The following is a 13,472-nucleotide window of genomic DNA, read 5'->3' as shown; positions in this document are numbered from 1 at the left end:
GCAATCAATTCCTGCATAAGATCCAGTTGGAGAGAGTTCTGTGTCGCCAAAAAAGCGCATCACAATGCACAACCACGCTGCCGAAGCATCTTTATTTAAGCGCCGTGCACTATTCACCTTTGTATGCGTATTTATTCTCTTAAGCCTGCTTTTTTATAACCTTTATCAATTACAGGTCGTGTCGTTTAAAGACTATGAGATGCGCTCCAATGATAATCGCATTCGTGTGGTGCCTACCGCGCCGAGTCGAGGCCTCATTTTTGACCGTCATGGCCAATTGTTGGCTGAAAATCAGCCTTTTCACTCATTAGAGATGATCCCTGAGAGAGTCAAAGACCTAGAAGCATCATTAGACAAACTCAGTGACGTCATTGAATTATCAGAAGATGAGCGTGAGAACATTCAAGAGCGACTGCGTTTTCATCGCCGATTTAAACCGCTGACAATCAAAAGTCGACTCACCCCAGAACAAGTGGCTGTTTTCAGTGTTAATCAACATGACTACCCTGGCATATATGTCGAGGCAGGTTTAAAGCGGAGCTACCCGCATTTAGGGCTCATGACACATGTGCTTGGCTATGTTGGTCGCATCAACAATAGAGACAAGCAAAATTTAGAGCAAAGTGGTGAGTGGAAAAACTACGCTGCTACCAATGATATCGGCAAACAAGGGGTTGAACGATATTACGAATACTTACTGCACGGTAAACCTGGACACCTTGAAGAGGAGGTCAATAACCGTGGCAGAGTTATCCGTACCCTTAAGGTTACCCCTCCCACACCGGGTCAAGATATTCATTTGACGCTAGATTTAAAATTGCAACAAAAGGCCATGGACTTGTTGGCTGGTCGCCGTGGTTCAGTAGTAGCAATCGATCCTCGAGATGGAGGCGTGTTAGCAATGGTGTCAAGTCCTAGCTATGACCCAAATGCCTTCGTACACGGTATCAGCAGTAAAGCCTATAGCCAGTTGCTCAATGACACATCTCGCCCGTTAATTAACCGTGCAACTCAAGGGCAATACGCCCCCGCCTCAACCATCAAACCTTTAGTCGCATTGATGGGTTTAGAAGAGAAAATTGTCACTGAGAAAACTCGTATCTGGGATCCTGGCTATTGGCAAATACCTGGAGTAGAGCGTCGTTGGCGTGACTGGAAACGTTGGGGCCATGGCTGGGTCGATGTTTACCACTCAATTATTGATTCCTGTGACATTTACTATTACGACTTAGTGTACAAATCGGGCATTGATAAACTCGCTAACTTTATGGAGCCATTTGGCTTTGGTCAAAGTACGGGCATTGATATCTTTGAAGAGTCCAATGGCATTATGCCATCTCGTGATTGGAAGCGGATGCGCTACAACCAACCTTGGTATGTGGGTGACACCATTTCGGTTGGTATTGGCCAAGGCTATTGGACTTCAACACCACTTCAGTTAGCTAATGCTACGGCAATATTAGCTAACCGAGGCACTCGATATACCCCACACCTATTAAAATCAATGAGTTCTGACTCAGTGACCATCGAACCGCCAGCTGATGAAATGTCACCAATTGAGTTAGACAATGAACATAATTGGGAAATTATCAATGAAGCGATGCGTCAAACTGCACAAAAATCACGCTTCACAGATGCCAGATATACTGCAGCAATGAAAACCGGTACGGCTCAGGTATTTAGTGTCGGGCAAGATCAGGAATATGATGCAGAAACCATTGCTGAACACCTAAGAGATAACGCACTAATTGTCGCTTATGCCCCTTATGAAAACCCGACTATTGTGCTAGCTGTTGTGTTAGAAAATGCGGGTTGGGGTGGTGCAAATGCAGGTCCTTTAGCAAGAGCATTATTGGATGAATATATTTTACGTGATGAATACGCTTCACTTAATGAAGATGAGGTGAGCGAGTGAGTACCCATCATTATAGAAAGACCTTCTGGCAACGGATCCACATCGACCCGCCACTGCTGTTTGGCTTACTGATCCTCATGGCTTATGGCCTTTTTGCCATTTACTCAGCGAGTGGTGAAAGCACTGCCATGATGGAAAGGCAGTTTACACGTATGGGCGTTTCATTGTTCATTATGTTGATTGTGGCTCAAATAAATCCCGAAATACTGCGGCGATGGGCACTCCCCATTTACATCATGGGCATCATTTTACTACTTGGAGTGCATTTTTTTGGCACGGTAAACAAAGGCGCTCAGCGGTGGTTAAACTTAGGCTTTATGGAGTTTCAACCCTCCGAATTAATCAAGCTGGCCTTCCCCATTACGATGGCCTGGTACATCAGTAAATACCCACTTCCGCCAAAGAAGCGCTATTTAGCCATGGGCGGCGTTATTTTACTTATTCCGACATTGCTTATCGCAAAACAGCCTGACTTGGGCACCTCTATTCTCGTCGCAGCATCCGGTATTTTCGTGCTGTTTTTATCAGGCATGAGTTGGATGATTGTCGGCGGATTTATTGCCGCAGTGCTCGCGCTATTGCCTATTCTCTGGTTCTTTTTAATGCATGATTATCAACGAACCCGAGTGCTGACATTGTTTAATCCTGAATCCGACCCTCTCGGAGCGGGCTACCATATTATCCAATCGAAAATAGCCATTGGCTCTGGTGGCATATGGGGCAAAGGTTGGTTAGAAGGCTCACAATCACAACTTGAGTTTTTACCTGAGCGCCACACTGATTTTATTTTCGCGGTAATAGGTGAAGAGTTTGGGCTTATGGGCAGTCTATTGTTGTTGGCCATTTACTTATTTATCATTGGCCGCGGCTTGGTTATCGCATCAAGAGCACAAACTAGCTTTGCTCGTTTATTAGCCGGCAGTATTATTCTGACTTTCTTTGTTTATATTTTTGTAAATATTGGTATGGTATCAGGCATTCTTCCTGTTGTGGGCGTGCCATTGCCATTAGTCAGTTATGGCGGTACTTCCATGCTTACCCTCATGACAGGCTTTGGTATTTTAATGAGTATTCATACTCACAGACGCTTTGTAGATAGATAAGGACGCCATGTTAACTTCGATTCGGTATTTTGTTAGTGCTTGCTTACTTACTTTGGTTCCCCTGTCATTACAGGCTCAACAACATAACCCAGAAGCGCTCAAGGCTGAATTTATTCAGCAACAAGTGGCAAAAGGCTTTACTGAAGCCGAAGTTAACCAATTTATCGACTCAGCAAACCACAATCAGGCCGTATTAGATGCCATTTCTCGCCCGTGGGAAGCTAAACCATGGCACCAATATTACCCAATATTCTTGACAGATAAGCGCCTAGAAAAAGGCCTTGAGTTCTGGAAAGAAAATGCTGACACCATTGCCAGTGCGGCCAAAAAGTATCAGGTTGATCCACAAATTATCGTTGCCATTATTGGCATCGAAACTTTTTACGGTGGCTACATGGGTAAGTATAAGGTGCAAGATGCTTTATACACCTTGGGCTTTTATTATCCACCTCGTGCCAACTTTTTCCGAAGTGAATTTGGCAATTTGATGGCATTAGTCAAAGAAGAACAATTAGACCTAGATAGCTTAAAAGGCTCCTACGCAGGTGCAATGGGCTATGGCCAATTCATCCCATCAAGCTATCGTCATTACGCGGTAGATTTTAGTGATGATGGACGTCGAGATCTGCTCAATAACAAAGCGGATGCGATCGGCAGTGTGGCGAACTACTTTCATCAACATGGTTGGCAAAAAGGGGCACCAGTAGTGCTACCGTTAACTTACACAGGCGAAGAGAAACCACAGGCAAAAGTATGGAAAAGCGAACGCTTACATTACAAGGTATCTGACATTTTGACCCCGGCATTAAGCTTAGGTGTCACTAAAGATATTGATGCTGCGCAGCCTGCAATGCTAGTTAAATTACAGCAAACTGAAGTTGATGAGTATTGGCTAGGGTTAAAAAACTTTTACGTCATCACGCGCTACAACCGCAGCCCACTTTATGCCATGGCGGTTTACCAGTTTAGTCAGCAATTAGAAGAAGCGTATAATGCTCAATAAAACAATGACGATTGCCAAAGCCTGCTCGCTAACTTTCCTGTTTGGTCTACTTTCTGCGTGTTCAAGTTCACCTTCAACACCAACAAGCCAAGATGATCGCTATCAAATCAAACACGATCGGGCCCCTACTGATGCCCCAGATGTCAGCAAAGTAGAAGATGCACACCCCAAGTACGAACCTTATAGCCGTCAAGGCAATAATATGACTTACACTGTGCGTGGAAAAAGCTACACAGTACTTACAACAGGTAAAGGGTTTAAAGAATCAGGTGATGCATCTTGGTACGGTTCAAAATTTCATGGCCACCTGACTTCAAATGGTGAAACCTATGACATGTATTCCATGTCAGCAGCCCATAAAACCTTGCCATTACCTAGTTACGTTCGAGTCACTAACCTAGATAACAATAAACAAGTCATTGTTAGAGTTAACGACCGTGGACCATTCCACCCGGGCAGAGTCATTGACCTATCTTATGCTGCGGCGCATCGAATCGACATGCTGAAAACTGGCACCGCAAGAGTTGCCATTGAGACAATTCACTTTGACTCACCTGAATCATTAGCGCTGTCAGAGTTAAGAGAAGACAAAATTCACTACATTCAGCTGCTGGCGTCAAAAGACAAACTAAAAGTGAATATGCTAGCAAGGGAATTGGAAGAGAAGTATCAAGTGCCGAGCCATATAATTTCAGGTGACGGGTTACACCGCCTTCAGCTTGGTCCAATTGGATTACATCACGTTGCAGAGCAATTGCTACAAAAAGTGAAACAACAGGGCTATCCTCAGAGTTATCTAATCCAGCACGATAAACCTAACGGATAAAATGCTAAGAATCATGCTAATGAATGAAGCTTAATGAAAAATCCTTGCATTTAAGTGATATAATCACTTAATTCGTGCTATTAAGTCTCTAGCCACAACTTATTACTTTTATACATTTAAGCTGTGCTTAATTAGAGACTGATAAAAATCACAACCAGCTAAAAAAATGACCAAGAGATTTGTAAAATCCATGATGAGTATTGCGAAACGTCCATTACATTCTTTGCTGCTATTATCTGCAGTATCTTTTTCAGCTTTGGCCTCGACACCACAGCCAGATCCTCGTCCGACGCCTAACCGTGCTCCAGTTGTGATCCCAGATGCGCCGAATGTAGCGGCTAAAGCGTTTGTATTAATGGATTACAACACAGGTAAAGTTATTGCAGAAAGCAATGCCTATGAAAGTTTAAACCCTGCCAGCTTAACCAAAATGATGACCAGCTACGTGATTGGTCATGAAGTTAAAGTGGGTAACATCTCTTTAGAAGACGATGTGGTTATTTCAAAAAATGCTTGGTCGAAGAACTTCCCAGACTCATCAAAAATGTTTATTGAGGTGGGTAAGACGGTCAAAGTTGCCGATCTAAACCGCGGTATCATCATTCAATCGGGTAACGATGCTTGTGTTGCTATGGCTGAACATATTGCGGGTACTGAAGACGCGTTTGTTGATCTGATGAACTCTTGGTCAAAGCAACTTGGCATGCACGATAGTCACTTTGAAAATTCACACGGTCTTGATTCTGATCAACACAAAACCACGGCTTATGACATGGCTATTCTAGGTGCTGCGCTTATCCGTGACGTACCAGAAGAGTATCGCGTTTATGCAGAAAAATCGTTCACATTTAACGGTATTAAACAATACAACCGCAATGGTTTACTGTGGGATAAAAGCTTGAATGTCGACGGCATCAAAACCGGCCATACATCAGGTGCAGGTTTTAACCTAGTCACCTCTGCAACCAATAACGACATGCGTCTTATTACCGTTGTTATGGGGACTCAAAGTGAATCAGCTCGTAAAGCTGAAAGTAAGAAGCTGTTAAATTATGGCTTCCGTTTCTTTGAAACAATCACACCTTATAAAGCTGGTGACACCTTCGTCACTCAAAAAATCTGGTATGGCGACCGCGAAGAAATTGATTTAGGGCTTGTGACAGACACGCCAATTACGATCAATCGTGGTAAAGCTAAGGATTTACAAGCCAACTTTGAATTGAGCAAGGAGCTGAAAGCTCCTCTAGCTAAAGGCGAAACTGTCGGTCATGTTTACTTCCAGTTAGATGGCCAAGATGTGGCTCAATTCCCGTTAGTGACCCTTCACGAAGTACAAGAAGGTAGCTGGTTCAGCAAGTTAATGGATTATTTTAGACAATTATTTGCAGGCTGGTTTGGATAAAAATCCATTATTCAATAAGTTAAAGCCGCATTATTGCGGCTTTTATTTTTTCAGTTAATAAGGCGTGTTTATCTTTGTTGATTTTTTATGTTGAGAGGTAAACTGGCACTTGAATAAGGTATAATCATCACCATATAGCCTGTACAGACATTTAAAGAGTAACAAGATGCTAAATACAACATTTGATGAAGTCATGGAGTTCCCAAACTCTTGCCCGTTTAAAGTGATCGGTGATGCTGATGACACCTTAGCTGATCGCGTTGTTGAAGTGGCCCAGCGTTTAGCACCAGGTGATTATTCACCTACGGTCAAAGCGTCAAGCAAAGGCAGCTACTATTCTGTGACTATCCGCATTACGGTAACCAGTAAAGAACATATTGAGCAAGCGTACACAGATCTTGCCGCGATTGAAGGCGTTAAACGCGTACTGTAAATAAATCACTCGGTGTTAGCGCTAAAGTCAAGTATAATCCCGACAAAATCAGTCAAGTATTTCACTTTAGCCTAATACAATAACGCGTATCATTAAGGGGAGAGGTTGCCCTTGCAAACTCAAGCATTACATATCCGACACTTAGGACGTCAAGATTACGAGTCAGTTTGGCACGCAATGCAGTCCTATACCGATAATCGTGACGAACACAGCCAAGACGAACTTTGGATTGTGGAACACAACCCTGTGTTTACCCAAGGCCAAGCTGGTAAAGCTGAACACATCCTCAATCCAGGCGACATTCCAGTCATTCAAGTAGACCGTGGTGGGCAAGTGACATATCACGGTCCAGGCCAATTAGTGGTTTATCCTCTTATTGATATAAAACGCAGTAAAATAGGCGTTCGCCAACTGGTTAATCACATCGAGCAAAGTATTGTCGATATGCTGCAAATGTATGGCATTGAAGCCTATGCAAAAGCTGATGCGCCTGGAGTATATGTTGCTGAACGCAAAGTGGCATCTTTAGGATTACGTATCCGCAAAGGCTGTTCGTTTCATGGTTTAGCATTGAACGTCGACATGGACTTAGGCCCTTTTCAACGGATTAACCCCTGTGGTTATGCCGGTATGGAAATGGTGCAATGTAAAGCATTGAATGGCCCTCAAACCGTAACTGAGGCTGGCGATAAACTGATTCAAACATTAAGCAAAGTATTGGGCTACCAAGAACTTGTACATCATCAAGGATTAGCAGAATAATATGAATAGGCCTGAAAGATTACAACCTGGTGTAAAACTGCGTGATGCCGAAAAAGTCGCACGTATTCCAGTGAAAGTGGTTCCTTCTGAAAAAGAAACCATGTTGCGCAAACCTAATTGGTTACGCGTAAAACTACCTGCATCGAATCAACGCATCACAGAAATTAAGTCAGCATTGCGCAAAAACGGCTTACATTCTGTGTGTGAAGAAGCTTCATGCCCTAACCTTGCAGAATGTTTTAACCATGGCACTGCTACCTTCATGATTTTGGGTGCAATTTGTACACGCCGCTGCCCATTTTGTGACGTCGCTCATGGTCGCCCTTTAAAGCCAGATGCAGAAGAGCCAAAGAAACTGGCACAGACCATCAAGGATATGAAACTCAAGTATGTTGTGATTACTTCTGTTGACCGTGATGACCTACGCGATGGTGGTGCTCAACACTTTGCCGACTGTATTCGTGAAATCCGCATTCTTAATCCTGAAATAAAAATTGAGATTTTAGTACCTGATTTCCGTGGTCGTATTGATGCAGCATTAGACATCATTGCCACTGAGCCACCTGATGTATTCAATCACAACCTTGAAACGGCACCTAAACACTACCGCAAGGCTCGTCCTGGTGCTAATTATCAGTGGTCTTTAGATTTACTGAAACGCTTCAAGGAACGTCACCCTCACATCCCGACAAAATCAGGGTTAATGATGGGATTAGGTGAAACTAACGAAGAGATCGCGCAAGTACTGCATGATTTACGTGAGCATAAAGTTGAGATGCTGACGCTAGGTCAGTACCTTCAACCATCAAAGTTCCACTTACCGGTTGAACGCTATGTGCCACCTGCTGAGTTTGATGAGTTAAAAGACCTCGCCGAAAGCATTGGCTTCACTCATGCTGCTTGTGGCCCTATGGTGCGCTCTAGTTACCATGCAGACTTACAAGCGCAAGGTAAAGAAGTAAAATAGTGTAGCTTTGAATGCTGTAACAGGCGCTGTTACAAGCAATAAAAAACGACGCTTAATCGCGTCGTTTTTTTATGACTTAAATTCGGTGAGAGATATATTTCACTGCGACGTTAGAAAGTGTAATCCAAAAGCAGCGCATCTTCCTGACCTGTGGCTGTCGGGTAATAATTGTTTCTTATACCAGTGTGCTCAAAGCCTTGACTGACATACAAACCAATCGCTGATGTATTAGAACGCCTGACTTCCAACATGATTTTAACTGCTCGATTCGACTGCGCCTGTGTTATCACCTCATTGAGTAACTGCTTACCCAGCCCACAACCTTGCGCATCAGGGTGCACGCAGATATCCATCAAGGTTACTTCATCGATAATTTGCTGCACAATAGCAAACCCTTGTAGTTGATTGGTTTCAGCACAATACACGCCAATACAACGGTACAGTTTACCAAAACACCCTGCTAGGCTAACCTCACTCCAAGGGTGTGAATGCGCAGCAACTTCGATTACATGCATTCGCGGCACATCATCTTCACTCAGTGGTAATATCTGCCAATCAGTCATCACTAGCCTGAGTATTTTTATAGCTGACAATTTGTTGCCATAAGTCGCGCTTACTTTCTGCACTTTGTAGTATATCGACAAGTGGTGAGGTCACTACCCAAGCAACCCTAGGCCGCATTTTTACTTTACGCATATCCCACACTACCTGTGGGCCTGACACTAGCGTACAGTCAAAATCACATTGTTGTGGGTCAACTCCCATCAAGCACAATACTCGGTTGATAAAGTCGTGCTCATGCATATCAGCATCAAGATCATGCAACACCATATAAGGCTTACCAGGCTTGTCTGCACTGCGCCATCGAGTAATATTCATCGCATCTAGATAGGCTGTTTTATCCATTAAGCATCCAAGTGTGGTGTGACTAAGGTGAAATTAACAAAGGCTAGTGTAAACCATTGCAGAGGGCGAGTTAACTATCAAAGGGGAAACTGTAATGTTTAATCATCAATCATGTTGATGATGCTGGTTTTTCACTTCAAACATCGCTTTGTCAGCTTCAGCAAGATAGGCTTGCAAGGTAAGAGGGCTTGTATAAAGGCGCTGACACACTCCGACACTATAGGCCAATTCGTAAGGTCTATTATGCTTGGCATTATGAGCGGCAATTTCAGCACTAAAACGTTGCAAAACAATGTTAATTTGCACAGATGCATCAAGTACTTCTGTGCTTGGCATTTCAGGTTGATGACTTAATAACACCACAAATTCATCGCCACCAAAGCGAGCAATCACATCAGATTCTCTAAAGCAGGACTTTAAAAGATCGGCGAATGATTGCAGTGCAAAGTCACCTTCTTTATGACCATATTCATCATTGATTTGTTTAAAATAATCCAAGTCAAAATACAGTAAACTGGTATCGACACCATGGCGACCACAGCTTGCTAATACTTGAGCGGCAAGCATTTCAAAGCCACAGCGATTAGATAACCCCGTGAGCGTATCAATCGTTGAGCGCTGCACTGAGACGAGTTCATCAACAACCAATCGGCCTAAATCTTCAAGCGCGGCAACATCTTGCTTTGAAAAGTGGCGTGGAGACTCATCGATAATACACAGCGTACCGACACGAACGCCATTTGGCATGGTGAGTGGATAACCAGCATAAAAGCGTAAAAAGGGTACACCAATAACAAGTGGATTATCAGCGAAACGTTCATCTGCTGTGCTATCTTCCACAACAAAAACGCTGTCTTGTTCGATAGCATGGCCGCATAATGAGATATCACGCGGGGTTTCGCTGGCATCTAAACCTTGGGAGGATTTGAACCACTGCCTTTCAGTATCAATGAGACTAACTAAGGATATCGACACCGAGAACAATCGTTGTGCCAGCCGAGTAATGCGATCAAAACGTTCCTCTGCAGCAGTATCTAATACATTGAGACTTTTCAATGTATCGATTCGAGTTTGTTCGTTTTTAGGAATCGGCGCCGCTAGCATATAAAACCCTTTCGATATTTAGCAAAGAGACTGCCGCAATTGGTAATAGGTAAGTTTAATATAAGCAGCAACTTGAACTAAATTCAAATTGAATCAGTGAAATTTAACCTTTATATCTAGATATTAAGATATTGCTGGTATATCGCCACCACAGCTTGTGCTTGAGCATCAAAACGAGACACTGACACATGACCTTTTTTCTGTTGCAACGTCAATGCATGGTTAGCATCACGAAGTAGACAATAGGTTGTCGTCAGCACTTCAGCTTGCTCAAACGGCATTAACTCTAATTCAGCTAGCACTTCAAAAATACGCACGTTATCAGACCATATGGTCAAGCCTTGATATTGATGTGCATGCGCCAATACTAGATATTGTGCAATGAACTCGATGTCTGCAATACCACCAGGACTTTGCTTGAGATCAAATGTATCGTCAGACACTTTGAGTAGGTGATCACGCATTTTTATGCGCATGTCGCGAACATCTTTAGCAAGCGCTTGCTGATCGCGCTGATTCCGGAGCACTTTGGCACGTTGCTCACTAAATTGCGATGCCAGCGCATCATCACCAAATACAAAACGCGAGCGAACCAGCGCCTGATGCTCCCATGTCCATGCTTCAGTCGCTTGATATTGTGCAAAACGTTCAATCTCGCTGACTAATAGGCCTGATGCACCTGAAGGTCGCAAACGCATGTCTACTTCATATAGCTCGCCAGAGTTGGTTCTGGTTGCAAACAAGTGAATAATGCGCTGTGCCAGTTTCAAGTAAAAGTGATTGTGCTCTATCGGCCTCGCACCATCTGTCACCCCAGCTGATAATTTGTCATGCAGAAAAACTAAGTCCAAATCTGAACCATAACCAAGCTCTATTCCACCTAGCTTGCCATAGCCAATAATTGCAAAGCCCATTTGATTAACATTGGTACCTTCAGGCACACCATGGCGCTTCGCTACCTGATGCCAAGCTTGTAATACTACCTGCTCAATAATGGCTTCAGCGAGAAAAGTGAGGTGATCGCTCACTTGCATCACAGGTAAAACACCTGTGACATCAGCCGCGGCAATTTTCAACTGCTGAGATAACTTGAACTGGCGCAAGGCTTCCATTTGTTGCTCCATGTCATCTTCAGGGACACGCAGCAAGTATTGGCGCAACTCGTTCGGGTAATCTTCTAAAGATGTGGTGTCATACAACTGAGCTGGATCAATAAGCTCATCAAGCAGCATGGGGAAATTGGCAAGCTCTTGGGCAATCCATGGGCTGGCACTACATAAGCGCACCAATTGTTGCCTCGCCCCAGGGTTTTCACACAATAATTCAAGATACGTGGTGCGAGTTAAAATTTTATCAAGCACGTGAGACACAGGCTTAAATGCCTGACTCGGCTCTGGTGAATGTAATAATTCCTCGAGTAATTTGGGCATCAATTTATCGAGGGTTTCACGTCCTCTTGGGCCAATTGAACGCTTTTGCACAGTGTCACGCCAACTCTTTAATAATGGCCACAATGCTTCATCTTCGACTTGCTGTTCCAACATCAATGATTCAACATCTTCATCTTGCTGCATATTCCATAGCAGCGTTGACCAATGTGTTTGACTGTCTTTTGCGGTCTCCCCGCCAACGGTGGCCTGAAAGTGCCCATGCACTTTATTCATAGCTAAGCCAATACGCTGCCTTAAATCGATCTCATCTTCAAAACCTAAGCTATAGCAAAGGCGTTGCCAGTGTAATGGCTCACTCGGCAGAGTTTGAGTTTGTTGATCGCCAATGGCCTGTAGCAAGTTTTCTACGCGTCGCAAAAAGGTATAGTGCTGTTTCAACTCATCTACGGCTAAATACTCTAACTGTCCTAGTTTGTATAAGGTATCAATAGCGGCATATAAACTTTGCTGCCTCAATGATGGTTCACGCCCACCACGAATGAGCTGAAAGCTTTGCACCACAAACTCCACTTCACGAATGCCGCCAGCACCAAGTTTAATATTGTCGCTTAGTTGCCTTCTTCTGACTTCCTGAGCAATCATTTGCTTCATTTTTCGTAATGATTCAATTGCAGAGAAGTCAATATAGCGGCGATACACAAAAGGTCTGAGTAAGTCATGTAACTCATCGCTATAACCAGTCCAAGGCCCAAGCACGCGAGCTTTGACCATAGCGTAGCGCTCCCAATCTCGCCCCTGTTCTTGATAGTAATCTTCTAAACCACTAAAACTGACGACCAATGGACCTGACTCACCATAAGGCCTTAAACGCATATCAACTCTAAATACAAAGCCATCAATAGTGACTTGGTCTAATAGATTGACCAGCCGTTGCCCCATTCGAATGAAAAACTGCTGATTATCTAGAGTGCGTCTTCCGCCAACGGTTTCGCCATGTTCTGGGAAAGTAAAAATTAAATCGATGTCTGAAGAGAAATTGAGCTCACGACCACCTAACTTGCCCATGCCCAATATCAATAGCGGCTGAGGATTACCCTCACTGTCCATTGGCGTACCCAATTGCTGACACATATCTTGATAGAGCCAATCTCGCGCGGCAATCACTAACGATTCAGCTAGGGTCGATAAATCAAGTAGCGACTCTTCTATAGGGGTATATTGCAGGAAATCACGCCATGCTAAACGCACCATATGTAAATTTCTAAAATCACGAAGGCATCGTTTGACTTCATCTTCATGAGTTAAAATAGACAGTTTTTGATGAAGTTCAGTTTCAAATTCAACACGTTTAACGTCTGCTAATAGGCCATCAAATAACAAGGGCACCCAATGCGGGTGTCGGCACAACTGTTCGGCAATAAAGTCACTTAGACTAAATATTAGCTTAAGCTCCTGTTCATCTTCGGCAGATAAACTAGAATCAACATTAGGCCAAATTTCGCAAAATCGGTTCCAGTAAGCTTCTGACGTGCTTTGCATTTGTGCAGATAAAGTCTTGTGACTTTGATTTTCCATAGCGATAATATCCTCTTACGCAATGAAATTAGACATATTATGTCGCGAGTGTTATATCTATTACTCGTTAACGTCTTGATGTATT

The 13,472-nt window shown here is 43.5% G+C and carries 12 protein-coding genes; 8 read left to right on the top strand and 4 right to left on the bottom strand.

From position 1 onward, the window contains the following. The first annotated feature begins 40 nt into the window (after nt 1–40). From mrdA to lipA, 8 genes are all read left to right on the top strand, one after another. Nucleotides 41–1,915 (top strand): penicillin-binding protein 2, encoded by a 1,875-nt coding sequence (gene mrdA, locus ACHUGF_RS08775; RefSeq protein ID WP_394130470.1) that lies wholly within the window; start codon nt 41–43, stop codon nt 1,913–1,915. Continuing rightward, the gene (gene rodA, locus ACHUGF_RS08770) at nt 1,912–3,018 is read left to right on the top strand and encodes a rod shape-determining protein RodA (RefSeq protein WP_394130469.1); all 1,107 of its coding nucleotides are present in this window, start codon (nt 1,912–1,914) and stop codon (nt 3,016–3,018) included. The genes mrdA and rodA overlap by 4 nt, the downstream gene beginning before the upstream one ends. A gap of 7 nt (nt 3,019–3,025) precedes the next feature. Beyond that, a complete protein-coding gene (gene mltB, locus ACHUGF_RS08765) occupies nt 3,026–4,021 on the top strand; it encodes a lytic murein transglycosylase B (RefSeq protein ID WP_394130468.1) in 996 nt (331 codons plus the stop codon). Beyond that, nucleotides 4,011–4,847: a septal ring lytic transglycosylase RlpA family protein gene (locus ACHUGF_RS08760; protein ID WP_394130467.1), complete on the top strand. Its 837-nt coding sequence runs from the start codon at nt 4,011–4,013 to the stop codon at nt 4,845–4,847. The genes mltB and ACHUGF_RS08760 overlap by 11 nt, the downstream gene beginning before the upstream one ends. A gap of 193 nt (nt 4,848–5,040) precedes the next feature. Continuing rightward, a complete protein-coding gene (locus ACHUGF_RS08755) occupies nt 5,041–6,249 on the top strand; it encodes a serine hydrolase (RefSeq protein ID WP_394130632.1) in 1,209 nt (402 codons plus the stop codon). Between the two features lie 166 nt (nt 6,250–6,415). Then, nucleotides 6,416–6,682: a DUF493 family protein YbeD gene (ybeD, locus tag ACHUGF_RS08750; protein WP_394130465.1), complete on the top strand. Its 267-nt coding sequence runs from the start codon at nt 6,416–6,418 to the stop codon at nt 6,680–6,682. Nucleotides 6,683–6,793: 111 nt separating this feature from the next. Then, nucleotides 6,794–7,444, top strand: coding sequence for a lipoyl(octanoyl) transferase LipB (gene lipB / locus ACHUGF_RS08745; RefSeq protein WP_394130631.1), 651 nt, complete (start codon nt 6,794–6,796; stop codon nt 7,442–7,444). A gap of 1 nt (nt 7,445) precedes the next feature. After that, nucleotides 7,446–8,411: a lipoyl synthase gene (gene lipA, locus ACHUGF_RS08740; RefSeq protein WP_394130464.1), complete on the top strand. Its 966-nt coding sequence runs from the start codon at nt 7,446–7,448 to the stop codon at nt 8,409–8,411. Between the two features lie 110 nt (nt 8,412–8,521). On the opposite strand, the gene rimI is transcribed toward lipA, so the two are convergent. The 4 genes from rimI to glnE all read right to left on the bottom strand — a co-directional run bounded on the left by rimI (nt 8,522) and on the right by glnE (nt 13,393). Next, the gene (gene rimI / locus ACHUGF_RS08735; protein WP_394130463.1) at nt 8,522–8,974 is read right to left on the bottom strand and encodes a ribosomal protein S18-alanine N-acetyltransferase; all 453 of its coding nucleotides are present in this window, start codon (nt 8,972–8,974) and stop codon (nt 8,522–8,524) included. Next, nucleotides 8,967–9,317, bottom strand: a complete 351-nt coding sequence (locus ACHUGF_RS08730) for a hypothetical protein (RefSeq protein WP_394130461.1) — start codon at nt 9,315–9,317, stop codon at nt 8,967–8,969. Before ACHUGF_RS08730 ends, rimI begins: the two co-directional genes overlap by 8 nt. 105 nt (nt 9,318–9,422) lie before the next feature. Further along, on the bottom strand, nt 9,423–10,421 hold the full coding sequence (locus ACHUGF_RS08725; RefSeq protein ID WP_394130460.1) for a sensor domain-containing diguanylate cyclase: 999 nt from the start codon (nt 10,419–10,421) through the stop codon (nt 9,423–9,425). A 116-nt stretch (nt 10,422–10,537) separates the two neighbouring features. Continuing rightward, nucleotides 10,538–13,393: a bifunctional [glutamate--ammonia ligase]-adenylyl-L-tyrosine phosphorylase/[glutamate--ammonia-ligase] adenylyltransferase gene (gene glnE, locus ACHUGF_RS08720; RefSeq protein WP_394130629.1), complete on the bottom strand. Its 2,856-nt coding sequence runs from the start codon at nt 13,391–13,393 to the stop codon at nt 10,538–10,540. Nucleotides 13,394–13,472: the final 79 nt, after the last annotated feature.

It is taken from the genome of Shewanella maritima (assembly GCF_043643735.1).
GTDB lineage: Bacteria > Pseudomonadota > Gammaproteobacteria > Enterobacterales > Shewanellaceae > Shewanella > Shewanella maritima_A.
This window is presented reverse-complemented; position numbering and strand designations above follow the sequence as displayed.

Excerpts from the sequence above, each read along its gene's own strand:
- mltB (WP_394130468.1), top strand. The coding sequence starts at position 3,026 with ATGTTAACTTCGATTCGGTATTTTGTTAGTGCTTGCTTACTTACTTTG.
- ACHUGF_RS08760 (WP_394130467.1), top strand. The coding sequence starts at position 4,011 with ATGCTCAATAAAACAATGACGATTGCCAAAGCCTGCTCGCTAACTTTC.
- ACHUGF_RS08755 (WP_394130632.1), top strand. The coding sequence starts at position 5,041 with ATGAGTATTGCGAAACGTCCATTACATTCTTTGCTGCTATTATCTGCA.
- ybeD (WP_394130465.1), top strand. The coding sequence starts at position 6,416 with ATGCTAAATACAACATTTGATGAAGTCATGGAGTTCCCAAACTCTTGC.
- lipA (WP_394130464.1), top strand. The coding sequence starts at position 7,446 with ATGAATAGGCCTGAAAGATTACAACCTGGTGTAAAACTGCGTGATGCC.
- rimI (WP_394130463.1), bottom strand. The coding sequence starts at position 8,974 with ATGACTGATTGGCAGATATTACCACTGAGTGAAGATGATGTGCCGCGA.
- ACHUGF_RS08730 (WP_394130461.1), bottom strand. The coding sequence starts at position 9,317 with ATGGATAAAACAGCCTATCTAGATGCGATGAATATTACTCGATGGCGC.
- ACHUGF_RS08725 (WP_394130460.1), bottom strand. The coding sequence starts at position 10,421 with ATGCTAGCGGCGCCGATTCCTAAAAACGAACAAACTCGAATCGATACA.